The following is a 23,342-nucleotide window of genomic DNA, read 5'->3' as shown; positions in this document are numbered from 1 at the left end:
TTTTCAATGGCAGATTAGGGATATTAATATCTATATAAACTATTTGAACAAATGAACCAATTGAATATAATGACCGAATTCACGAGTAAAGCGCACGAACTCACGAGTAAATAGCGTGAATTCACGAGTAAAGCGCACGAATTCACGAGTAAACCGAGCAAATTCACGAGTAAAGTGCACGAATTCACGAGTAAACCGTTCGAATTCACGAGTAAACGGTTCGAATTCACGAGTAAAGTGCACGAATTCACGAGTAAATAGCGTGAATTCACGAGTAAAGCGCACGAATTCACGAGTAAAGCGCACGAATTCACGAGTAAAGCGCACGAATTCACGAGTAAACCGAGCAAATTCACGAGTAAAGTGCACGAATTCACGAGTAAACCGTTCGAATTCACGAGTAAAGTGCACGAATTCACGAGTAAATAGCGTGAATTCACGAGTAAATAGTGTGAATTCACGAGTAAATAGAATGCAATACTTAAAGGAGGAGTCAGGCATGAGGTTTTCAAATATATATCGGGAAGAAACGATCGAACTTCTGAAAAAAGAGAAATATGATGTGGTTGTCATTGGCGGGGGAATTACCGGTGCAGGGATCGCTCTGGATGCAACGACCCGTGGAATGAAAGTGGCTTTGGTTGAAATGCAGGACTTTGCAGCAGGGACTTCAAGCCGCTCGACAAAACTTGTTCATGGCGGATTGCGGTATTTAAAGCAATTTGAAATAAAAATGGTTGCCGAGGTTGGTAAAGAGCGGGAAATCGTTTATGAAAATGGACCGCATGTTACCACACCGGAATGGATGCTTTTACCGATGCACAAAGGTGGCACCTTCGGGAAATTCAGTACTTCCATTGGCCTTCGGGTATATGATTTCCTTGCGGGGGTTAAAAAAGCTGAACGCAGGAAAATGCTTTCGGCGGAGGAAACGCTAAAGCGGGAACCGCTCGTTAAGAAAGAGGGACTGAAGGGCGGAGGCTATTATGTTGAATACCGGACAGATGATGCACGTCTGACGATCGAAGTGATGAAGGCGGCTGTCGATAAAGGTGCAACACCGATAAATTATACAAAAGTGGAAAAATTGTTATATGACAATGGCAAGGTGAACGGCGTCCAAGTTGCCGATTCACTATCAGGTGATTCTTATGAAATATACGCAGACAAAGTTATTAATGCAGCAGGTCCATGGGTCGATTCCATTCGTGAAAAGGACCAATCGAAAAAAGGGAAAACGCTGAAGTTATCCAAGGGTGTTCATATGGTCATCGATCAATCGAAATTCCCGTTGAAGCAGGCGCTTTATTTTGATACGCCTGATGGCCGGATGATTTTTGCCATCCCGAGAGCCGGAAAGGCTTATGTGGGGACTACGGACACTTTTTATGATGGTGATCCTGCAGTGCCGACCGTTACGTCCGAAGATCGTGCCTATTTATTAAAGTCGATACATTATATGTTTCCAGAAGTGAACATTACGGGTGATGATATTGAATCAAGCTGGGCTGGAGTGAGGCCGTTGATTCTTGAAGAAGGGAAAGATCCTTCTGAAATATCAAGGAAGGATGAAATTTGGGAGTCCGATTCGGGCCTTATCACGATTGCTGGAGGGAAATTGACCGGTTATCGCAAAATGGCCAAAACGACGGTCGACCTTTTGGCAGGGAAGCTTGCCCAGCAATCCAATAAAACTTACCCAGCCAGCAGCACTAAAGGAATGCCGATTTCCGGAGGGGACGTCGGGGGATCAAGAAACTTTCCCGATTATATCAAGCAACATATTCAAATGGGAATTGACTCGGGACTCGCAGTTAAGGATACCGAAGAGATATTGGCCATGTACGGGTCCAACGCACCTGTGATATTCGATATCGCAAAAAACGAAGGAGTCGGAGGCGCAAGCAGTGGCCTTCCAAAGAAGTTGTTCGTACAACTGAAATACGCACTAGATCATGAAATGGCCGCAACTCCAGTGGATTTCTTCTTCCGCAGGACGGGGACGCTATTATTCGATATCGATTTAGTACAAACGCATAAACATGCAGTGATCGATTTTATGGCTGGATATTTTGGATGGACGGAATCAACAAAAGTGGAGAGAACCAATCAATTGGAACAGGAAATATCGGGTGCGATTAGAGTATCTTGACCAAAATGCAAAAACATGACGCCGGCGGAATCGCTGGCGTTTTTTTTAATTCGGAATGTGATAATCGAAGCATTTGCAAGTTGAAAAATAAAAATGTCCATGTTAGTTTTCCTGACGCGGAAACTATTGTTTAATCCATTAAGATGAAATATAATCAATAAAAGATAAGTTTGAATTTTCTAAATTTAATTAAAGGGGGAACTTGATTGTCTGATTTTATTACGGCTTTAAATGGGGTTTTATGGAGTACGCCAGTCATTTATATTTTATTGGGAGTAGGTTTAGTATTCTCTATTTTAACCCGGTTTCTGCAAGTAAGGCATATTAAGGAAATGGTCATTTTGATGTTCCAAGGCAAAAGTTCGGAAGCGGGCGTTTCCTCGTTCCAAGCTTTATCCATAGCACTTTCGGGACGGGTCGGTACAGGTAACATTGCAGGAGTGGCAACGGCTATCGCCTTTGGTGGCCCTGGTGCCGTTTTTTGGATGTGGGCCATTGCCTTTATTGGAGCATCTAGTGCATTCGTGGAATCAACTTTAGCTCAAATATATAAAGTCAAACAAGACGGTCAATATCGAGGGGGACCAGCCTATTATATTGAAAAAGGAATGGGCGTGAAGTGGTTTGCTGTCCTTTTTGCATTCGCTGCACTAATAGCCATGGCTGTGCTGATGCCTGGTGTTCAGTCCAATTCAATTGCCGCCGGAATGGAAAATGCATTCGGCATCAACCCGGTGATCACTGGGTTGGCAATTGTCCTTTTGCTGGGCTTCATTATATTCGGCGGTGTAAAACGGATAGCTAATGCTGCACAAATAATCGTGCCATTCATGGCCCTTGGTTATATATTATTATCTGTTGTCATCGTCCTAATGAATATTACAGAATTACCAGGAGTCATCTCTTTAATATTCAGAAGTGCCTTCGGGATGGATTCTGCATTTGGCGGGTTAATCGGGATGGCGGTAGCTTGGGGAGTGAAACGCGGCATTTATTCTAATGAGGCGGGACAAGGCACAGGTCCTCACCCTGCGGCTGCGGCTGAAGTATCGCACCCGGCAAAACAGGGTCTTGTCCAAGCATTCTCGGTTTATATCGACACATTGTTCGTTTGTTCCGCTACGGCCTTCATGATTTTATTTACAGGCATGTATAATACTCAAGCGGAAAATGGTTCATATATCGTCAATAATTTGGGCGATGTAACACCTGGTCCAGGGTATACACAAGCGGCAATCGATAGTGTAATCCCAGGCTTAGGTGCTGGCTTTGTAGCAATAGCCCTTTTCTTCTTCGCCTTTACGACTATCATGGCCTACTATTATATTGCGGAAACGAATATTGCCTATTTAATGCGCAAACGGAATAGTAAGTGGGCCATGCTGGCATTGAAACTTATCATACTTGCAGCTAGTTTTTATGGCACCATTCGTACGGCAGAGCTGGCTTGGGCATTAGGTGATGCTGGATTAGGGATTATGGTATGGCTCAATGTCATTGCCATATTGATTCTGGCTAAACCGGCGCTTATTACGTTAAAGGATTACGAAAAGCAAAAGAAGGCAGGGGTCGATCCGGTTTTCAATCCAAAAGCTTTAGGCATAAAAAATGCCGATTTTTGGGAGCATGAATACACCGGCGACAAGGAAAACGTTTCTTGAAGGAAAATGCCCTTAAATTAATTTAAGAAATTACATGAAAAACCAGCTCAAGATATTTGAGAGCTGGTTTTTTATAGTTTTGCGATAACCAGGGGGGATGATATGTTAGCTAAATTAGCTCAAGAAATTGCGAATATAACCAGTGAAGTAATCGGGCATGACGTGCTTATTACGGATAAAGACGGAATGATTCTTGGTTCAAGCGATAAGTCGAGAATCGGCACATTGCATCAAGCTTCTCTTGGAGCCATTTTTCGTCGTAAGGAAATGACTCACAATGAAGTGGTATCGAGTACATTGAAGGGAGTGAATCCTGGAATTACCATTCCCATTGAATTATCAGGGGAGTATGTTGGGACATTGGGCATCACGGAATGCTGGTCGTATTGAGCGTTCAAACGGGAAATTCTATATATACGAAGATGGGATGACCCCATCCGTCATTTTAGAAAAATAATAGGTGAAACATATATAAGGAGAGAGGAAAACGGCAGACCTAGCCGCGTTTCTTCTCTCCTTGGCTTATTGAATCTCCCAAACTCAAAAACTGGGGACCTCTTTAAGATCTCTGCTTTATAAGCTGTAAATCGATGTATAGTTGCATTCTTGAATGAAAGTCATCAAAATCGATTGAGGTGAGATCGGTTATTTGATTCAATCTATATTTCAATGTGTTGGTATGGATGTATAGCTGTTCAGCTGTCGGTTTGATCCGGCAATTGTTAAACAGATATATTTCCAGTGTTTGAAGGAGTTTGGTTTGGCTTTCCTGGTCCTTCTTTTGAAGAATCTCTAGATCCGTATTGATATAATTCGTTTTAGTATGATGGTTGGAGATCATTTCGAGGTAGCGGAAAATCCCAAGCTTACTATATTGGAAGGGAAGCTGTTCAGGTTCACCGATGAACTTGGCTGCATTGATCACTTCCAGGGCTTCGAGATAGGATTTTCTTAATTGAAGAATGGAAGTGTACTCATTTCCGATACCCGGAAATACCTTTTTGTCATTGAATTGGGAAAGAACGGTGTTCGTTAAATCATTGGCGCTATCGGTAAGCAGATCTTTCCCTTTTCCATTGCTTCCAATCAAGACGATGATCTTCAATTGGTTTGTGAATACATGTGTAAAATGATTCAATGCATTGGCGAATAGGCTGACTGTATCCGATAATTCATCGAAATGTTCCGCATCGGATTGAGCGATGGTAAAGACATTGACAAGGAAATTTTCCGGAATGAGAAGACTCATATTGGCGGCTTCCCATTTTATTTGATTTTCCGTTTGATAGACTTCATCAATGACCTTTTGATAAAACTCATTTTTTTCTTCATCTTTTTTTATGTTTATCTGTTTTTTCTGATAAAGAAGCTTGCCGATATGATGGGAAACTTCATGTAAAAATTCCAAATCGGAATCAGTCATCATTTCCGTTTCTTGGACCCAAATGAATCCGAAGACCTGTCCTTTGTGAACGGCGCTCACAACGACTCTTTGATTTAATCCGATTTCCTCGATTTGTTTCACCCTGAATGGATGCTCCACGGTTTTAAGCTGTTCGACAATGCCCTCATCCATGAATTTTTCCAGAATTGGAATAGGCCAATGCTTTGTGAAGATGGTTTGCCGATTGGCTTGGTCGAAGTGTTCGATATAATATGAACTATATGCCAGCAATAAAAATTGGTCATTTTCGATGACGACTGGTTTTTTTAAATAAGTGCTGACCATATCCGTTATATCGTTGATGTTTGTGAGAGTCAGAATTTTTTCTAATGACATATATGGCCCCCTGTAGTTTTTTGAAGTGTATGACAACTTAGTATAATAATACTTTTAAAGTTATGATGTGTATAGGGGCAAGAACAAAGAAGGAACGGTATATGAAGAAATACCGTTCCTTTTAGGGGGATTTATGATTGTTTTAATGTTCTTTCGAATTCTTCGAATTGATTTTCTACTTCTTTAGATGGTTTCGCTGTTAGAAGGCTGACCAGGACGATGGCAATCAAGCTTGCGCCAAAACCAGGAATCATTTCATAAAGCGTATCGGATAATCCGGCCATGGACCAGAAAATTACAGTAGCGGCACCTACGATCATCCCTGCTAAAGCTCCCCATTTTGTCATCCGTTTCCAGAAGAGACTTAGTAAGACCAACGGACCGAATGAAGAACCGAATCCAGCCCACGCGTACCCGACAAGTCCAAGAATCGTGTCATTCTGCTCCCAAGATAGGATCAGCGCGATGATCGAAATGATCAGTACGGAAAGCCTGCCGAGGAAAACAAGTTCTTTATCTGAAGCGGTACGACGGAAGAAAGTTTTGTATATATCCTCCGTTAAAGAGCTGGCAGTAACCAAAAGCTGCGAAGAAATCGTGCTCATGATGGCTGCCAGTATTGCGGAAATCAAGAAACCGGTGATAAGCGGGTGGAATAGTATTTCCCCCAACTCTATGAAAATCGTTTCAGGATCAGCTAACTTGATTCCGTTCTGGTGATAATAAGTGATTCCGATGAATCCAGTCAGCATCGCACCGATACTGGAGAAAATCATCCAGCCCATCCCGATATTACGGGCTTTCTTGATTTCCTTAACAGAACTGATCGCCATAAAGCGGACAATGATATGCGGCTGTCCGAAGTAACCCAGTCCCCAGGCAAACAATGAGATGATGCCTAAAAAGCTCGTCCCTGTAAAAATATTCAATAGAGCTGGATCAATGGAACGTGGCGTGTCGATTGAAGGACCGAAACCGCCCACATGGATAATCGTGACGATCGGTACAAGGATCAAGGCAACGAACATGATGATTCCTTGAACAAAGTCTGTCCAGCTTACTGCGAGGAATCCGCCGAATAAAGTATAGGCGACGACGACACCTGTCAATATCCATAGACCTGAGTGGTAATCAAGGCCAAATGTACTTTGGAATAAGACTCCGCCGGATACCATTCCAGAAGAAACGTAAAAGGTGAAGAATATCAGGATGACCAATGCCGAAATGAGCCTTAAGATCCTTGAGCCCTCGCCAAAACGATTTTCCAGGAAAGCGGGGATCGTTATGGAGTTATTAGCGACTTCCGTATAAGTTCTCAATCTTGGCGCAACATACAGCCAGTTCGCATAGGCTCCTAACGTGAGACCGATTACAATCCAGATGGAACTTAGTCCTGTTGCGAACATGGCACCAGGCATCCCCATTAAAAGCCAACCGCTCATATCCGCGGCACCGGCACTTAATGCAGTGACAGCAGGACCAAGGCCCCGATCGCCCAGCATATAATCATTTAAATTGGAAGTTCTTTTATAAGCGAAGTAACCGATGAAAAGCATGCCAGCCATGTAAATGCTGATTGAAATTATTAATGCGTAATCCATAAAAGACTCCCTTCAGGTTGAAATAAGTAATTTTTTGTTTTAAAAGAGGAAGCAACCTATTTGTCACTTCCTCCATTTAACCTCATTATGGTTTTGGTATCCAGAATGGAAGATCCGAAAACCATAAGGGGTTATAAATCATCTTCAAATTGCTTAATAGAACATTATCAGAATGTTTCGGACGTTGTTTTGGCTTGCATATGAAGCTGCAAGTAGTCCGGTCCGCCTGCCTTGGAATCGGTTCCTGACATGTTGAACCCGCCGAATGGCTGATAACCTACGATTGCGCCAGTGCAGCCGCGGTTGAAATACAAGTTCCCCACATGGAATTCTTCGCGTGCTTTTTCCATGTTAAGGCGATTTGTCGTAATGACAGCCCCAGTCAAACCATATTCAGTGTTATTGGCGATTTCAAGAGCTTCGTTAAAGTCCTTCGCTTTTGTGAAAGCAACGACTGGTCCGAAAATTTCTTCTTGCATCAAGCGGCCTTGCGGATCGACATCAGCAACGATTGTCGGCTGAACGAAGTAGCCTTTAGAGCTGTCTCCTTCTCCTCCAGTCAGAATGCGTCCTTCTTGGTTCCCGATTTCAATATAGCTCATGATTTTGTCAAAAGCAGCTTGATCGATAACTGGTCCCATGAAATGATTTTCTACAGGATTACCAACTGTTAGTTGTTTTGTTAATTCAACAGCGCGATCTAATACTTGATCGTATACGTCTTCTACGATGACAGCACGGGAGCATGCAGAACATTTTTGTCCCGAGAAGCCAAATGCAGATTTCACGATCGATTGAGCGGCCAATTCAAGATCTGCCTCTTTGTCTACGACGATCGTATCTTTTCCGCCCATTTCAGCAATGACACGCTTCAGCCAAATTTGGCCTTCGTTCACTTCTGAAGCACGTTTGTAAATGCGCAGACCTACATCACGTGAACCTGTGAAGGAAATGAAACGTGTTTTAGGATGATCAACCAGGTAGTCGCCCACCTCGGCGCCGCTTCCTGGAACGAAATTCAATACACCTGCTGGAAGACCGGCTTCAAGCATTACTTCAACAAATTTCGCAGCAACGATAGGAGTAGTAGAAGCTGGTTTCAATAGAATTGTGTTACCAGTAACGATAGCGGCAACAGCTGTACCTGCCATGATCGCAAATGGGAAGTTCCACGGAGAAATGATGATGCCTACCCCTAATGGAATGTAATCATAGCGGTTGAATTCGCCCGGACGGCTTTGAACTGGCACACCATCTTTAAGTGTCAGCATTTGGCGTGCATAGAATTCAAGGAAATCGATCGCTTCCGCTGTATCCGCATCAGCCTCATTCCAAGGTTTTCCTGCTTCTTTCGTCAATAACGCAGAGAACTCATGCTTGCGTCTGCGAATGATGGCAGCTGCTTTGAACAAAACGTCAGCACGGATTTCCGGCTTCACTTTTTTCCAGCTTTCAAAAGCGGTAACAGCTTCCTGCATGGCTTTTTCAGCAAGATCCCTGTTCGCTTTCGATACTCGGCCGATTACCTCTTGCTTATCTGCAGGGTTATATGAAACGATTTTCTCATCAGTCGTCACTTTCTCTGCGCCGATATAAAGAGGGTAGTCTTGCCCTAAGTAGCCTTCAACAGTTTGAAGTGCTTCCTGATATGCTTTTTTGTTTTCCTCGCTTGTAAAATCAACAAATGGTTCGTGTTTATATGAAATCATTGATAATCACACCTTTTAATAGATTTTTTGTAGCCATTAATAATGTTGAATGTATATTTAGCTTCTGACCATCCCTTTGAAGGCAAAGGCAATATTGGATGGCCGTTCTGCAAGCCTTCTCATGAAGTATCCATACCAATCCAGACCATATGGTACATAGACGCGCATTTTGTAACCTTGCTTGACCAATTCGTATTGAGTTTTATTTCTCATGCCATAAAGCATTTGAAATTCGAATTGTGTATTCGGGATGTCGAACTTCTTAGCCAGCTCTTTTGTATATTCGATGATTTTGTCATCATGTGAGGCAATGGCCGTATAATTTCCGTTAAGAAGACTTTGCTTAATCAACTTTTTATAGTTTTCGTCTACATCATTCTTTTCGGGAAAAGCTACCTCGGCAGATTCCTTGTAGGCACCCTTTACGAGACGCAGGAATGGCTTATATTGGCCAAGGTCCTCCAAATCTTTCTCTGTGCGGAATAAATATGCTTGTAGAACAGTACTTATGCAGCTGTATTTTTCTTTGAACTGTCTAAAGATATCGATAGTTGCCTGACAGCGAACTTCATCTTCCATATCGATCGTGACCATGACTTTATGTTTTTCGGCTGTATCAAGAATTTTCGTCATATTCTCGATCACGAGTTTATGATCGATATCGAGTCCCAAAGAAGTCATCTTCAGAGAAACCTGTGAATCAAGTTTTTCCCTGCTGATCATTTCGATGGTTTCGATGCATTCTGCCGTCCGTTCTTGAGTCACTTCCTTAGAATCAACGAATTCCCCAAGGTGGTCTACTGTAACAGACAAGCCGCTATTGTTAAGTTGTTTAATGAATTTAATGGAACTTTGGAAATCAGTTCCCCCAATGATCTTTCCAGCAGCAAAATTTCCTCCGCTTTTTTTAGCAATATTATTAAGCAGATTATTTTTAGATAAAAATAAGAAAAAGTCCCTTGTAATGGCTTCCATATAAAGCGCACCCCCTAAGAAGATGTATTTCAATAAATTAAGCTTACGGTTTTTCGACAATATTCTCAATGTTCCAAAAAAACAATAATTCTGTCATTTGTTTGTCGGTTTTGGACAAATGAAAAGGTTTACATTGCTTCTTGTATGTTCGGATGAAACGAAGGTTTATATTTTAACTTAAAGAGAAACGCTAGAGGTAGAGCCTTCAGTAGTAAGCAATGATGTGAATGACAGCAATAAATACGTTTAAAAGTGGCATCTCGACCATAATCATCCAATGCGTTATAATGAACCTTATTTAACAGAATGGGCAAGGCCCAAGAAAAACCGATAAATGACAAAAGTAAAATAGATGTAAAACCGTAATTAAGTCGCATCGGCAAGCCGGGGAGGTTAAGGAATGATGGATGCTGTACTTGAAGAACTTAGAGAAACATCAGGATTGATAATAGGATTAATCTTGGCCCTGGTAATAATGGGTCTGATCGGCTATGCCCTTACTAATGTACATGAATCGATTGTGTCACCTGTGGTTCAGTTCATAAAGAAAATGGTTAGTCGAAAATAGCTTTATAGGAATATATAACCTTTTGTCCCTTTTAGACAATCCTTGCAGGGTTTTTCTAAAAGGGACAAAAGAACCGCAAGATATATACATATCATCAAAAATCCCCGCTCCTAATGGAAGTGGGGGTTTATTTTTTAGATTCAGGGGAAGTTGGAATTGAAGATATTATCAATGACCCAGCCTTGGGCGAGTCAATTTGTCCTGGGGGAGGTCAAATACGAAACAAGGTCATGGAGAACGAATTATCGTACCGTGGCCTACTGGCAATCCAGATGTTGCTGGATAAGCAAGGATATTCAAAGGACAAACCTTCGAACTTGTATGATCATGGGTGTATGTAAGGTTAATTGCGTGAAGGTAATTGAAAATAACGGAACGCTGGCAATATTGGAAGGGACTTCAAAGTGGGAGGGGGGAGCTTGGGAAGTTAAGGACTTGCAGCTGCTGGATGACTTTATTCCAGCGAAAGGACAGCATGGTTTATGGGGAATGAATAAGGATTGAACAAATACATTTAGCCCCGGCCATTACGCTAGGGCCCTTTTTGTTTACAAATCAAAGTAGTCATCTGCCTTTGCGCCAGCATCTATGCTTCGAACCGCCTTCATGATTTTCTTTAAAACCCCGGCTGACGGTACATACTTAGGATCGCTGCAGACTCTGCTTATCGTATTACGTGAGATTCCTGACGCACTGACAAACTCCTCTTGTGTATATCCGTGCTTATCGATTAATTTACCGACATTGCTCCGCAGCTTTCTCTTTCCGAATCTAAACATTTGATAACCTCCTAGAATCATTTACTAGCAGTCTAGTCCAACTTTCACAAAAATATACACATAGTTTCGCAAAAATTAGGCATGCAAACCGTTGGTCGGAACAAACCAGTTTTGACAGATTGTATGATGAAGCTCCAAGTTCTTTGAATTTATTTCCATTCCCATTATAATAGTATATGTAAGCTAACAGACTGGATAAGGTAAGTGAATGGTTAATTCATATGTTACTTAGGAGGGAATCATGGGAAGATTAGTTCATTTCGAAATTCATGTGAATGACATGGAACGGGCAAAGAAGTTTTATGGAGAGGTATTTGGATGGTCATTTCAAGATTGGAGTGAGTATGCAGGCATGCCTTACTTTGGGGCGGTAACTGGCGATGAGAAAGAACTTGGGATCAATGGTGCTTTGATGCAGCGTCAAAGTGCTCCGCCGGAAACAAACCAAGCATTAAATGGATTTGCTTGTACAATGGGCGTGGAAGATTACGATTTAACGGAAGCTAAAATTATTGAGAATGGCGGTAACGTCGCAATGCCCAAATATGCCCTGCCTGGTATGGCTTGGCAAGGCTACTATATTGATACCGAAGGCAATATATTCGGAATTCATCAACCTGATGTAAACGCAAAATAGAGTGGATAATAGGTGAATTAAAACATGAAATTACAAGACACGGCAGCCATGCTTGAAATTGTACGCAATATCTGCCTTGCACTACCTGAAGCTGTTGAACATATTGACGGCTTTGGCCACAATACTTTTAAAACCAATGGAAAATCCTTCGTGATATCAGGTGAAAGCGAGAAGGGGTTCAGCTTGTCGTTCAAGTCAGATCGAGAAACTCAGGAATTATTGTTGCAGAACGGGAATTTTTTCAAAACCCCATATATAGGACATCACGGTTGGGTTTCTATTCAAAATCCGGATAAGGAAGACTGGGATGAATTGACCTATCTAATTAATGAAGCCTATTTACGCGCGGCACCGAAGCGTTTGGTTAAGAAATGGAATGAGTTGCATAAAAAGTGAAGAAGGGCGGACGATCTGCCTTTCTTTATTTTTTTAGGTTCTTTCATCATTCCATTGGAGCGTCCAAGAGATTTCTAAAAGATCAAGAGGCATTGTTGTCTCTTGATGACTATCAGCGTGTATCATGAAATAAGAAGCTATCTTCAAAAATTGCGAGAATCAATCAGGTTTGATTGACGGAAAGGTGTATGGTTGAAGTGAATGTTGAATCTTTTTTTCCTGAGAACATTAAAGCGGCACTTAAGAATGATCCGCCCGGTGCATGGATGCCAGATTTGCCAGAAGGTTGCATTCGCCTGAGTTCAGGCTATCCAGATTCTACTCTCGTTCCTGCTGAGGAGCTCAAGGTAGCTGTAGCCAGACTTCTTGATGAGGAGCAGGATTTGCCGCTCCATTATATCGGAAGTCCAAGAATTGCAAGACTAAAGCATCAAATCCAAAAAAGATTGGGAGAGCGCGGAATTTCCATTTTGGAAGATCAGCTTTTGATTACATCAGGAGCTTGCCAGGGGATTGATCTTATTGCCCGCGTCCTTCTTGATGATAAAGCGGCCGTAGCGGTAGAGTCTCCCACCTATATGGAGGCTTTAGAGATTTTTAAAAACTATACGAATCAGATTATTAGTATACCTATAGATGAACAGGGACTCCAAACGTTCCGATTAAAAGAAATGCTGGATGAAAGGAAACGTACAGGTCTAACCCTCCCGCGTTTTCTATATACAATCCCAACCTTTCAAAATCCTACAGGGACGACTATGACAATGGAGCGCCGGAAGCATTTAGTGGAGCTTTCCATCGAGTTTGATTTCCTCATTATAGAGGATGATGCATACGGAGAACTATCCTTTGATAAAAATCCGGTGCCAATAAAATCTATGGATAAATGCGGGCGAGTCCTCCAAGTTGGGTCTTTATCCAAGGTTGTTGCACCAGGAATGCGGATTGGATGGATAGCAGGGGAAAGTGAATTCATTAAGGCTTTAGAGTGGTTTAAAAAAGATTTGGACCATCCATTTGCTCAAAGTGCAATGGCTGTATACTTAGAAAACACCGATTTTGAGAAACGGCTCGACCTTCTAAAGGATGTGTATCGTTCTAAATGTACTGCGCTAATCCGTGCGATGGAACAATTTCTTCCAGAATCCGTTTCCTGGTATGTACCAGATGGCGGTTACTTTGTATGGGTGAGAGTTCCAGGTGTTGATACGTCGGATTTATTATCACAGGCACTGGCTGAGGGTGTTTCGTATGTTCCAGGGAAATACTTTTTCTTGGATCAAAACGATGGAACCGAGTTTCTCCGGCTCTCGTTCAGTTATGCCAATGAGAAAGAAATAATAGAGGGAATTCGAAGGCTAGGACAGCTTATCGCATCTTTTTTCATAGATTGTCCTGAAGGATTGTAAGTTAGTTAATCATTGCAATGGCTAACATTCCAAGCTAGTTCGAAGCTTTTTTTGATGAATTTGAATGCGCCTGCTTCCGTATAGGAGGTAGGTGCATTTTCCTGTAATGCCCTATAGTGTTCAGTAATGGCTTTATATCAGAGTTGGATTTGGAATGGAAGATGTCTAATTAAAAAATGCCCTTGCTAGTTTAAAGAAACATTTGCCAGTTCTACCCTGATTTCGTTGAAAAGTACTTTTGCGATTTCGGGGGTCTTTTTATTGTTAAACCCTTGTCAATCCAGTGTTCTTCCATATTTATTTTTGGTTTTTTTTGGAAAAATTTTATTTTAACTCGAACAGTGGAATGCTGGTTGATGGGTTGGGTTTTAGTAGGAGATATTTTGTAAAAAGATTGTGAAGTTAAATTAAACCCCGATTTTGGGAAATAAACATATCCGATCAGTTTGATAAAAAGTGATTAAGCATGGTATAAGTGTAAAAGAAGCAGGGACATTTTGCTTTTTAATTTTGGGATAAGGGGTTTGCCTGGTATCCCATAATGAGAGGATTTGGGTTTGAACATGATAGATAATTTTTGGCGTGATTTACCACGACCTTTTTTTATACTGGCACCAATGGAAGATGTGACGGATGTTGTTTTTCGCCATGTAGTGAGTGAAGCAGCCAGACCTGATGTGTTTTTTACAGAGTTTACAAACACGGAGAGTTATTGTCACCCAGAGGGGAAACAAAGTGTGCGTGGACGTTTGACTTTTACAGAGGATGAACAACCAATTGTAGCCCACATATGGGGGGATAAGCCTGAACACTTTCGGCAAATGAGTATTGGTATGGCGAAACTAGGTTATCGGGGTGTGGATATCAATATGGGCTGTCCTGTACCTAATGTGACACAGAATGGGAAGGGAAGCGGCCTTATCCGTCGTCCAGAAGTTGCAGCAGATTTAATACAAGCAGCAAAAGCAGGAGGATTGCCGGTAAGTGTAAAGACAAGACTTGGTTTCACGGATGTAGACGAGTGGCACGACTGGCTGACACACATATTGAAACAAGACATTGTCAATCTATCCATTCATCTGCGTACAAGAAAGGAAATGAGCAAAGTAGACGCTCATTGGGAACTAATCCCGGAGATCAAGAAACTTCGTGACCAGGTGGCACCAGATACACTCTTGACGATCAATGGGGATATCCCTGACCGTCAAACTGGCTTAAAGCTCGCTCATCAATACGGCATTGATGGAGTTATGATTGGGCGCGGTATTTTCAATAATCCATTTGCCTTTGAAAAGCAGCCGCAAGATCATAGTAGTAAGGAATTGCTTGATCTATTAAGGTTGCATCTGGATCTCCATGATAAATATTCAAAATTAGGACTACGTTCGTTCAAGGCTCTTCATCGCTTTTTTAAGATATATGTCCGCGGGTTTCGAGGGGCAAGTGAATTAAGAAATCAATTAATGAGCACAGAGTCAACAGATGAAGTGCGTGTACTGCTTGATAACTTTGGGTCAAAGAATCTTGACGGAATGGGATAACAGTAGAAGTGTCCCCATTCAGGTGAAAGTGAAGTAGGTCGTTACTTTATATGTTTGTTAATACATGTAAAAAACACACCTAAATGGCTTCTTACATGAAATATTGCTAAAGGAATCAGATGATACTGGTTCCTTTATTTTTTTTGTGAAATCCACCAACCCCCCATGCGTTTTCAATTATAGTAAACCCATGTGGAGATCGGTAGAAATTCACTTGAACATGTGATCGATTTTGAACTGGTTTCTAAAAATGTAGCAGGGAAAATCAAACTGCCAAAAGCAAATAAAAAAGGAATAAACTATAATCATCTTTCTCATGGCATGGAATACGGGAATGCGACAAGGTGAAATACCCGGACTACGCGAAAGATGCTGACTTAGAGAAAGGGGGAATAACTATTAGACAAACGTTAAGTCACGACGGAAGGACAATAATAAATGGGGCTAAAACCAAGTCGGGTTTACGAACCATTAATTTATCTGAGAAGGATGCTTTAAGGGGGAATTAACCGTTTCAAAAGAGAAACCAAGATTAGGGGATATTTATCAAGATCACTTATTTAGTGGCTTGCACTCAGCATGGAACTCCTAATGATCCAATGAATGAATTAAATTAGACGATGTACTTAAAAACCGTGTTGTTCAAGGGGATATATGTGAACGTCATCTCAGAACGATTGGGATACAGTAGTCAAAGGGGAGGATTAGATAAAAAGAAAAAAACCCTTGCTACGCAAGGGTTTTCGGATATGGAGCATAGCGGGATCGAACCGCTGACCTCTACGCTGCCAGCGTAGCGCTCTCCCAGCTGAGCTAATGCCCCGAATTGAGGTACAATAATTATTTTATCGGATTTTGGTGAAAAGTCAATAATAAATATGAGATTTTTGCAAAAAGATAAATAGCCATTAATTTAAGAGGATGCCCAATGGGGGGGATGGTCTACATAGCGGACTCGTTGAGGCTTGATTTCTTAATATGGAGGGAAATTCAAAGGGGTTCGGAATATTTACTTCCGAACCCCTTTTATCTTTATCCTGAATTTTCAATCTCAACCCTTTTAATCTCCTTAAGATTGGAGACGGTGTAATACACTTCCGATGTCCTGATTTTATGATCGACCAGGACTTTAAGTGTCAAAAGGTGGTTGTCATTTGCCACATCTTTAATTCTAAGGTTTTTGATGAATATTTTTTCGTCTTTGATTTTTTTCAGTACGATGGCAATGTCATCTTTATTTTGTACGACTAGCTGCAGAAGAATTTCTTTTTGCCGTAACTTCATCGGTCCGAGCCAGGTGACGATTGCGGGCACCAATTCGACACTTATGATCAATAGGATGACGCCGGCTATTGCTTCAAGAAAAAATCCTGCTCCAACGGCGATTCCGATTCCCGCCGCTCCCCAGATGATGGCGGCTGTCGTTAATCCGGATATGCTGTTGTTGTCCCTCCGGAGAATGACGCCTGCACCGATAAAGCCTACCCCGGAAACAATCTGAGCCGCCAGACGCAAGGGGTCCATTGTGATATTTACGTCGTCGCTCCCCGGGAACTTATAAGCGGATTCCATGGAAACGATCGTCAATAAACAGCTGACGATTGAAATGACCAGGCTTGTTTTTAATCCAACGGGTTTTCGTTTCATTTCTCGCTCTAGTCCGATAATTAGTCCAAGGAGAGCTGAAATCCCCAATTTGATAAGGATTTGCAGTTCCGATTGAGGGTCGAATGTCCATTCCATTTTGTTTCACCACTTCCGAATTATTATCGAATAATAAGATCGTCTGTTGCCATATACCCGTTTTCTAAAAAAGACTACCCTAATAATTTTAACATAGTAGAATAGAGTTCAATGAAACGTAATTCCGTTGAAAGGAGGAATTTAAGTAAATGCCAAAATTGAATCCTTATGTAGCGTTAGCGATCGGTGTGGCATCCGTATCGTTTTCGGCCATCCTTGTTAAATTGGCGACAGCTCCATCGGGTGTTATCGCCTTTTACCGTTTATTATTTACTGTGCTTCTTATGTTGCCGGTTTTCTTGGTGAAATACCGTCATGAACTTAAATTCATTAAAAAAAGGGATTGGCTGTATTCGATTGCGGCAGGAGTGTTTTTGGCTTTTCATTTTATATTATGGTTTGAATCGCTTAATTACACATCGGTCGCAAGTTCAACTGTGCTTGTCACACTCCAGCCTTTATTCGCTTTTGCCGGAGCCTACCTGTTTTTTAAAGAAAGGTTTTCGATGAAGGCGATATTGAGCGGCGTCATTGCGATAGCAGGCAGCCTTGTCATTAGCTGGGGTGATATGAGAATCAGCGGCATGGCGCTTTGGGGAGATATTCTTTCGCTTATCGCATGTGCGCTGGTAACCGGTTATTTATTGTTTGGTCAAAATGTTCGAAAACGCATCTCTTCTATAACATATACTTTTGTCGTGTATGCAATCAGCGCTGTCGCATTGTTTTTCTATGTGATCTTCAAAGGAGAGGCATTGGCGCCTTATCCTACTTCTGATTGGATCAATTTCGTTCTGCTTGCAATTTTCCCGACTCTATTAGGGCATTCTTTATTCAATTGGTCACTAAAGTGGTTAAGCACTTCGACGCTTTCAATGGGAATTTTACTTGAACCGGTGGGAGCGACAATTCTGGCTTATTTCATATTGGATGAACCGATACTCTGGACGCAGGTCCTCGGAGGTACCATCATATTGGGTGGTTTGATGATGTTCTTAAAGGATGAAAAGAAAAGCAAGGTAAATAAAGAAGCGCAAGTTTCCGTATAAAAGCAGTAAGTCTCCCGACTTACTGCTTTTATTAATAGGGGTGAAACAAATAGGTGATCCGTGTGAAAATCAATCCAAAAGTAAAGCTGAATAAAAACGTCGTACCATTCACTTTGCCTTTTTCCCTGCTGAACTTGATGGCTTCATAAAAAGCGGTACTGAATAAATAAAGGGCCATACAGTAAGAAATGAGTAATCCGATTAATGAGAGATTCATTGCTTCACCTCATGGAAAAAAGATATCTATATATGTCTATTTGTGTTTCTTTTGAAATATGCTTCGTTTATTCATAATACATGAGCTTGGTCCGGAAACAGGGTGGGTGTGATGATGATGTAAAGAATATATAGATGGGAACAGGTGAAAATGTTTTTTTTGAAAAAGTTTTAAAAAACGTATTGCAAACACTTTTAGTACATGGTATATTATTTCTTGTCGCTAAGACAACAACTTAAACAACTAACAAGTTGGAAAACATTTTTAAAAAAAGTTGTTGACGAAACGTGACAGAATGTGTTACATTATAGAGGTCGCTTCTGAGAGGAACGACAACAAAAATTGCTCTTTGAAAACTGAACAAAACAAAGCGCCAACGTTAAATTTTAAGTGAGCATACACTATTAAAAAAGCAAATGAGCAAGTCAAACATTTCTTCGGAGAGTTTGATCCTGGCTCAGGACGAACGCTGGCGGCGTGCCTAATACATGCAAGTCGAGCGAATCGACGGGAGCTTGCTCCCTGAGATTAGCGGCGGACGGGTGAGTAACACGTGGGCAACCTGCCTATAAGACTGGGATAACTTCGGGAAACCGGAGCTAATACCGGATACGTTCTTTTCTCGCATGAGAGAAGATGGAAAGACGGTTTACGCTGTCACTTATAGATGGGCCCGCGGCGCATTAGCTAGTTGGTGAGGTAATGGCTCACCAAGGCGACGATGCGTAGCCGACCTGAGAGGGTGATCGGCCACACTGGGACTGAGACACGGCCCAGACTCCTACGGGAGGCAGCAGTAGGGAATCTTCCGCAATGGACGAAAGTCTGACGGAGCAACGCCGCGTGAACGAAGAAGGCCTTCGGGTCGTAAAGTTCTGTTGTTAGGGAAGAACAAGTACCAGAGTAACTGCTGGTACCTTGACGGTACCTAACCAGAAAGCCACGGCTAACTACGTGCCAGCAGCCGCGGTAATACGTAGGTGGCAAGCGTTGTCCGGAATTATTGGGCGTAAAGCGCGCGCAGGTGGTTCCTTAAGTCTGATGTGAAAGCCCACGGCTCAACCGTGGAGGGTCATTGGAAACTGGGGGACTTGAGTGCAGAAGAGGAAAGTGGAATTCCAAGTGTAGCGGTGAAATGCGTAGAGATTTGGAGGAACACCAGTGGCGAAGGCGACTTTCTGGTCTGTAACTGACACTGAGGCGCGAAAGCGTGGGGAGCAAACAGGATTAGATACCCTGGTAGTCCACGCCGTAAACGATGAGTGCTAAGTGTTAGAGGGTTTCCGCCCTTTAGTGCTGCAGCTAACGCATTAAGCACTCCGCCTGGGGAGTACGGCCGCAAGGCTGAAACTCAAAGGAATTGACGGGGGCCCGCACAAGCGGTGGAGCATGTGGTTTAATTCGAAGCAACGCGAAGAACCTTACCAGGTCTTGACATCCTCTGACAACCCTAGAGATAGGGCTTTCCCCTTCGGGGGACAGAGTGACAGGTGGTGCATGGTTGTCGTCAGCTCGTGTCGTGAGATGTTGGGTTAAGTCCCGCAACGAGCGCAACCCTTGATCTTAGTTGCCAGCATTCAGTTGGGCACTCTAAGGTGACTGCCGGTGACAAACCGGAGGAAGGTGGGGATGACGTCAAATCATCATGCCCCTTATGACCTGGGCTACACACGTGCTACAATGGATGGTACAAAGGGCTGCAAACCTGCGAAGGTAAGCGAATCCCATAAAGCCATTCTCAGTTCGGATTGCAGGCTGCAACTCGCCTGCATGAAGCCGGAATCGCTAGTAATCGCGGATCAGCATGCCGCGGTGAATACGTTCCCGGGCCTTGTACACACCGCCCGTCACACCACGAGAGTTTGTAACACCCGAAGTCGGTGAGGTAACCTTCATGGAGCCAGCCGCCTAAGGTGGGACAGATGATTGGGGTGAAGTCGTAACAAGGTAGCCGTATCGGAAGGTGCGGCTGGATCACCTCCTTTCTAAGGATAATTACGAGAGCGCTTTTGTTTTGTTCAGTTTTGAATGAGTAATTCATTCAAATAGGAAAGACAAGCATCACGATGTGATGACATTCTTTCTGCATTGTTCCTTGAAAACTAGATAATAGATAGAAGGCAATTAATTTTTTTCAAAGCATCTGTAAGATCTTTTTTAACGGTTAAGTTAGAAAGGGCGCACGGTGGATGCCTTGGCACTAGGAGCCGATGAAGGACGGGACTAACACCGATATGCTTCGGGGAGCTGTAAGTAAGCTTTGATCCGGAGATTTCCGAATGGGGAAACCCACTGTTCGTAATGGAACAGTATCTTTACCTGAATACATAGGGTACTGAAGGCAGACCCGGGGAACTGAAACATCTAAGTACCCGGAGGAAGAGAAAGCAAACGCGATTTCCTGAGTAGCGGCGAGCGAAACGGAATTAGCCCAAACCAAGAGGCTTGCCTCTTGGGGTTGTAGGACACTCAACATGGAGTTACAAAGGAACGGGGTAAATGAAGCGACCTGGAAAGGTCCGTCGAAGAAGGTAAAAACCCTGTAGTTGAAACTTCGTTCCCTCCTGAGTGGATCCTGAGTACGGCGGGACACGAGAAATCCCGTCGGAAGCAGGGAGGACCATCTCCCAAGGCTAAATACTCCCTAGTGACCGATAGTGAACCAGTACCGTGAGGGAAAGGTGAAAAGCACCCCGGAAGGGGAGTGAAATAGATCCTGAAACCGTGTGCCTACAAGTAGTCAAAGCCCGTTAATGGGTAATGGCGTGCCTTTTGTAGAATGAACCGGCGAGTTACGATTTCATGCGAGGTTAAGTTGATGAGACGGAGCCGCAGCGAAAGCGAGTCTGAATAGGGCGAATGAGTATGAGGTCGTAGACCCGAAACCAGGTGATCTACCCATGTCCAGGGTGAAGTTCAGGTAACACTGAATGGAGGCCCGAACCCACGCACGTTGAAAAGTGCGGGGATGAGGTGTGGGTAGCGGAGAAATTCCAATCGAACCTGGAGATAGCTGGTTCTCTCCGAAATAGCTTTAGGGCTAGCCTCAAGATGAGAGTATTGGAGGTAGAGCACTGATTGGACTAGGGGCCCCCAACGGGTTACCGAATTCAGTCAAACTCCGAATGCCAAATACTTATTCTTGGGAGTCAGACTGCGAGTGATAAGATCCGTAGTCGAAAGGGAAACAGCCCAGACCACCAGCTAAGGTCCCAAAGTATACGTTAAGTGGAAAAGGATGTGGAGTTGCTTAGACAACCAGGATGTTGGCTTAGAAGCAGCCACCATTTAAAGAGTGCGTAATAGCTCACTGGTCGAGTGACTCCGCGCCGAAAATGTACCGGGGCTAAACGTATCACCGAAGCTGTGGATTGACACCATTGGGTGTCAGTGGTAGGAGAGCGTTCTAAGGGCGTTGAAGTCAGACCGGAAGGACTGGTGGAGCGCTTAGAAGTGAGAATGCCGGTATGAGTAGCGAAAGAAGGGTGAGAATCCCTTCCACCGAATGCCTAAGGTTTCCTGAGGAAGGCTCGTCCGCTCAGGGTTAGTCGGGACCTAAGCCGAGGCCGAAAGGCGTAGGCGATGGACAACAGGTTGATATTCCTGTACCACCTATACATCGTTTGAACGATGGGGGGACGCAGAAGGATAGGGTAAGCGCGCTGTTGGATATGCGCGTCCAAGCAGTTAGGCCGGAAACGAGGCAAATCCCGTTTCCATTAAGGCGGAGCTGTGATGGCGAGGGAAATATAGTACCGAAGTTCCTGATTCCACGCTGCCAAGAAAAGCCTCTAGTGAGATGTAAGGTGCCCGTACCGCAAACCGACACAGGTAGGCGAGGAGAGAATCCTAAGGTGTGCGAGAGAACTCTCGTTAAGGAACTCGGCAAAATGACCCCGTAACTTCGGGAGAAGGGGTGCTTTTTAGGGTGAATAGCCCAGAAAAGCCGCAGTGAATAGGCCCAGGCGACTGTTTAGCAAAAACACAGGTCTCTGCGAAGCCGCAAGGCGAAGTATAGGGGCTGACACCTGCCCGGTGCTGGAAGGTTAAGGGGAGAGGTTAGCGCAAGCGAAGCTTTGAACCGAAGCCCCAGTAAACGGCGGCCGTAACTATAACGGTCCTAAGGTAGCGAAATTCCTTGTCGGGTAAGTTCCGACCCGCACGAAAGGTGTAACGATCTGGGCACTGTCTCAACGAGAGACTCGGTGAAATTATAGTACCTGTGAAGATGCAGGTTACCCGCGACAGGACGGAAAGACCCCGTGGAGCTTTACTGCAGCCTGATATTGAATTTTGGTACAGCTTGTACAGGATAGGTAGGAGCCTGAGAAGCCGGAGCGCTAGCTTCGGTGGAGGCGTTGGTGGGATACTACCCTGGCTGTATTGAAATTCTAACCCGCGCCCCTTATCGGGGTGGGAGACAGTGTCAGGTGGGCAGTTTGACTGGGGCGGTCGCCTCCTAAAGAGTAACGGAGGCGCCCAAAGGTTCCCTCAGAATGGTTGGAAATCATTCGTAGAGTGTAAAGGCACAAGGGAGCTTGACTGCGAGACCTACAAGTCGAGCAGGGACGAAAGTCGGGCTTAGTGATCCGGTGGTTCCGCATGGAAGGGCCATCGCTCAACGGATAAAAGCTACCCCGGGGATAACAGGCTTATCTCCCCCAAGAGTCCACATCGACGGGGAGGTTTGGCACCTCGATGTCGGCTCATCGCATCCTGGGGCTGTAGTCGGTCCCAAGGGTTGGGCTGTTCGCCCATTAAAGCGGTACGCGAGCTGGGTTCAGAACGTCGTGAGACAGTTCGGTCCCTATCCGTCGCGGGCGCAGGAAATTTGAGAGGAGCTGTCCTTAGTACGAGAGGACCGGGATGGACGCACCGCTGGTGTACCAGTTGTCTTGCCAAAGGCATAGCTGGGTAGCTACGTGCGGACGGGATAAGTGCTGAAAGCATCTAAGCATGAAGCCCCCCTCAAGATGAGATTTCCCATGGCGCAAGCTAGTAAGATCCCTGAAAGATGATCAGGTTGATAGGTCAGAGGTGGAAGCGTGGCGACATGTGGAGCTGACTGATACTAATAGATCGAGGACTTAACCAACGCTTTAAAAAAAATGAAATACCTTCTTAT

18 protein-coding genes, 1 tRNA gene and 2 rRNA genes are annotated in these 23,342 nt (G+C 43.6%); 12 read left to right on the top strand and 9 right to left on the bottom strand.

From position 1 onward, the window contains the following. Positions 1–39: 39 nt before the first annotated feature. Positions 40–501, bottom strand: coding sequence for a hypothetical protein (locus JNUCC41_RS06315; RefSeq protein WP_192206848.1), 462 nt, complete (start codon positions 499–501; stop codon positions 40–42). On the opposite strand from JNUCC41_RS06315, the gene JNUCC41_RS06310 reads away from it, so the two are divergent. The 3 genes from JNUCC41_RS06310 to JNUCC41_RS06300 all read left to right on the top strand — a co-directional run bounded on the left by JNUCC41_RS06310 (position 500) and on the right by JNUCC41_RS06300 (position 4,203). Then, positions 500–2,152 carry a glycerol-3-phosphate dehydrogenase/oxidase gene (locus JNUCC41_RS06310; protein WP_192206847.1) on the top strand — a complete coding sequence of 551 codons (1,653 nt, stop codon included), beginning with the start codon at positions 500–502 and terminating at the stop codon, positions 2,150–2,152. The genes JNUCC41_RS06315 and JNUCC41_RS06310 overlap by 2 nt on opposite strands. 206 nt (positions 2,153–2,358) lie before the next feature. Next, the gene (locus JNUCC41_RS06305; protein ID WP_192206846.1) at positions 2,359–3,813 is read left to right on the top strand and encodes an alanine/glycine:cation symporter family protein; all 1,455 of its coding nucleotides are present in this window, start codon (positions 2,359–2,361) and stop codon (positions 3,811–3,813) included. Positions 3,814–3,915: 102 nt separating this feature from the next. Further along, complete coding sequence (locus JNUCC41_RS06300) at positions 3,916–4,203, top strand: sugar diacid recognition domain-containing protein (protein WP_192206845.1); 288 nt, start codon at positions 3,916–3,918, stop codon at positions 4,201–4,203. Between the two features lie 169 nt (positions 4,204–4,372). Here JNUCC41_RS06300 and JNUCC41_RS06295 read toward each other — a convergent pair whose 3' ends face one another. From JNUCC41_RS06295 to JNUCC41_RS06280, 4 genes are all read right to left on the bottom strand, one after another. Next, a complete protein-coding gene (locus JNUCC41_RS06295; protein ID WP_192206844.1) occupies positions 4,373–5,593 on the bottom strand; it encodes a PucR family transcriptional regulator in 1,221 nt (406 codons plus the stop codon). 131 nt (positions 5,594–5,724) lie between these two features. After that, positions 5,725–7,194, bottom strand: a complete 1,470-nt coding sequence (gene putP, locus JNUCC41_RS06290) for a sodium/proline symporter PutP (protein WP_192206843.1) — start codon at positions 7,192–7,194, stop codon at positions 5,725–5,727. 167 nt (positions 7,195–7,361) lie between these two features. Beyond that, positions 7,362–8,903 (bottom strand): L-glutamate gamma-semialdehyde dehydrogenase, encoded by a 1,542-nt coding sequence (pruA, locus tag JNUCC41_RS06285; RefSeq protein WP_192206842.1) that lies wholly within the window; start codon positions 8,901–8,903, stop codon positions 7,362–7,364. A gap of 57 nt (positions 8,904–8,960) precedes the next feature. Beyond that, positions 8,961–9,878, bottom strand: a complete 918-nt coding sequence (locus tag JNUCC41_RS06280; RefSeq protein WP_095394596.1) for a proline dehydrogenase family protein — start codon at positions 9,876–9,878, stop codon at positions 8,961–8,963. 400 nt (positions 9,879–10,278) lie between these two features. On the opposite strand from JNUCC41_RS06280, the gene JNUCC41_RS06275 reads away from it, so the two are divergent. Then, positions 10,279–10,446 (top strand): hypothetical protein, encoded by a 168-nt coding sequence (locus JNUCC41_RS06275; protein WP_179891108.1) that lies wholly within the window; start codon positions 10,279–10,281, stop codon positions 10,444–10,446. A gap of 156 nt (positions 10,447–10,602) precedes the next feature. Further along, positions 10,603–10,950 (top strand): ASCH domain-containing protein, encoded by a 348-nt coding sequence (locus JNUCC41_RS06270; protein ID WP_192206841.1) that lies wholly within the window; start codon positions 10,603–10,605, stop codon positions 10,948–10,950. A 44-nt stretch (positions 10,951–10,994) separates the two neighbouring features. Here JNUCC41_RS06270 and JNUCC41_RS06265 read toward each other — a convergent pair whose 3' ends face one another. After that, positions 10,995–11,225 (bottom strand): helix-turn-helix transcriptional regulator, encoded by a 231-nt coding sequence (locus JNUCC41_RS06265; protein ID WP_144549559.1) that lies wholly within the window; start codon positions 11,223–11,225, stop codon positions 10,995–10,997. A gap of 241 nt (positions 11,226–11,466) precedes the next feature. Here JNUCC41_RS06265 and JNUCC41_RS06260 point away from each other — a divergent pair, with 241 nt between their 5' ends. From JNUCC41_RS06260 to JNUCC41_RS06245, 4 genes are all read left to right on the top strand, one after another. Next, entirely contained in the window at positions 11,467–11,862 is a 396-nt protein-coding gene (locus tag JNUCC41_RS06260; RefSeq protein WP_192206840.1) for a VOC family protein, read from the top strand. Between the two features lie 24 nt (positions 11,863–11,886). Continuing rightward, on the top strand, positions 11,887–12,258 hold the full coding sequence (locus JNUCC41_RS06255; RefSeq protein ID WP_192206839.1) for an MmcQ/YjbR family DNA-binding protein: 372 nt from the start codon (positions 11,887–11,889) through the stop codon (positions 12,256–12,258). Positions 12,259–12,455: 197 nt separating this feature from the next. Then, complete coding sequence (locus JNUCC41_RS06250; RefSeq protein WP_192206838.1) at positions 12,456–13,667, top strand: aminotransferase-like domain-containing protein; 1,212 nt, start codon at positions 12,456–12,458, stop codon at positions 13,665–13,667. 563 nt (positions 13,668–14,230) lie between these two features. Further along, positions 14,231–15,208, top strand: a complete 978-nt coding sequence (locus tag JNUCC41_RS06245) for a tRNA dihydrouridine synthase (protein ID WP_192208063.1) — start codon at positions 14,231–14,233, stop codon at positions 15,206–15,208. 750 nt (positions 15,209–15,958) lie between these two features. Here JNUCC41_RS06245 and JNUCC41_RS06240 read toward each other — a convergent pair. Together JNUCC41_RS06240 and JNUCC41_RS06235 are read right to left on the bottom strand one after the other, a co-directional pair. Continuing rightward, positions 15,959–16,031, bottom strand: a tRNA-Ala gene (locus JNUCC41_RS06240). A gap of 209 nt (positions 16,032–16,240) precedes the next feature. Continuing rightward, positions 16,241–16,951, bottom strand: a complete 711-nt coding sequence (locus JNUCC41_RS06235) for an MgtC/SapB family protein (RefSeq protein WP_192206837.1) — start codon at positions 16,949–16,951, stop codon at positions 16,241–16,243. A 149-nt stretch (positions 16,952–17,100) separates the two neighbouring features. Between JNUCC41_RS06235 and JNUCC41_RS06230 the strand changes: the two genes are divergently transcribed. Next, a complete protein-coding gene (locus JNUCC41_RS06230) occupies positions 17,101–18,000 on the top strand; it encodes a DMT family transporter (RefSeq protein ID WP_192206836.1) in 900 nt (299 codons plus the stop codon). Positions 18,001–18,031: 31 nt separating this feature from the next. Here JNUCC41_RS06230 and JNUCC41_RS06225 read toward each other — a convergent pair whose 3' ends face one another. Continuing rightward, positions 18,032–18,217 (bottom strand): hypothetical protein, encoded by a 186-nt coding sequence (locus JNUCC41_RS06225; protein ID WP_192206835.1) that lies wholly within the window; start codon positions 18,215–18,217, stop codon positions 18,032–18,034. 434 nt (positions 18,218–18,651) lie between these two features. Here JNUCC41_RS06225 and JNUCC41_RS06220 point away from each other — a divergent pair. Then, positions 18,652–20,202, top strand: a 16S ribosomal RNA gene (locus JNUCC41_RS06220). 177 nt (positions 20,203–20,379) lie between these two features. Next, a 23S ribosomal RNA gene (locus JNUCC41_RS06215) occupies positions 20,380–23,312 on the top strand. The 16S and 23S rRNA genes sit together here, the layout of an rRNA operon. Positions 23,313–23,342: the final 30 nt, after the last annotated feature.

Source organism: Brevibacillus sp. JNUCC-41, from assembly GCF_014844095.1.
Taxonomy (GTDB): Bacteria; Bacillota; Bacilli; order Bacillales; family DSM-1321; genus Peribacillus; species Peribacillus aracenensis.
Note: the sequence above shows the minus strand (reverse complement) of the source record. Positions and strands in the feature narration are given on the sequence as shown.

Bases quoted from the DNA above. Each gene is read 5' to 3' on its own strand.
- JNUCC41_RS06310 (WP_192206847.1), top strand. From the start codon at position 500: ATGAGGTTTTCAAATATATATCGGGAAGAAACGATCGAACTTCTGAAA.
- JNUCC41_RS06315 (WP_192206848.1), bottom strand. From the start codon at position 501: ATGCCTGACTCCTCCTTTAAGTATTGCATTCTATTTACTCGTGAATTC.
- JNUCC41_RS06300 (WP_192206845.1), top strand. From the start codon at position 3,916: ATGTTAGCTAAATTAGCTCAAGAAATTGCGAATATAACCAGTGAAGTA.
- JNUCC41_RS06295 (WP_192206844.1), bottom strand. From the start codon at position 5,593: ATGTCATTAGAAAAAATTCTGACTCTCACAAACATCAACGATATAACG.
- putP (WP_192206843.1), bottom strand. From the start codon at position 7,194: ATGGATTACGCATTAATAATTTCAATCAGCATTTACATGGCTGGCATG.
- pruA (WP_192206842.1), bottom strand. From the start codon at position 8,903: ATGATTTCATATAAACACGAACCATTTGTTGATTTTACAAGCGAGGAA.
- JNUCC41_RS06280 (WP_095394596.1), bottom strand. From the start codon at position 9,878: ATGGAAGCCATTACAAGGGACTTTTTCTTATTTTTATCTAAAAATAAT.
- JNUCC41_RS06275 (WP_179891108.1), top strand. From the start codon at position 10,279: ATGATGGATGCTGTACTTGAAGAACTTAGAGAAACATCAGGATTGATA.
- JNUCC41_RS06265 (WP_144549559.1), bottom strand. From the start codon at position 11,225: ATGTTTAGATTCGGAAAGAGAAAGCTGCGGAGCAATGTCGGTAAATTA.
- JNUCC41_RS06260 (WP_192206840.1), top strand. From the start codon at position 11,467: ATGGGAAGATTAGTTCATTTCGAAATTCATGTGAATGACATGGAACGG.
- JNUCC41_RS06255 (WP_192206839.1), top strand. From the start codon at position 11,887: ATGAAATTACAAGACACGGCAGCCATGCTTGAAATTGTACGCAATATC.
- JNUCC41_RS06245 (WP_192208063.1), top strand. From the start codon at position 14,231: ATGATAGATAATTTTTGGCGTGATTTACCACGACCTTTTTTTATACTG.
- JNUCC41_RS06235 (WP_192206837.1), bottom strand. From the start codon at position 16,951: ATGGAATGGACATTCGACCCTCAATCGGAACTGCAAATCCTTATCAAA.
- JNUCC41_RS06230 (WP_192206836.1), top strand. From the start codon at position 17,101: ATGCCAAAATTGAATCCTTATGTAGCGTTAGCGATCGGTGTGGCATCC.
- JNUCC41_RS06225 (WP_192206835.1), bottom strand. From the start codon at position 18,217: ATGAATCTCTCATTAATCGGATTACTCATTTCTTACTGTATGGCCCTT.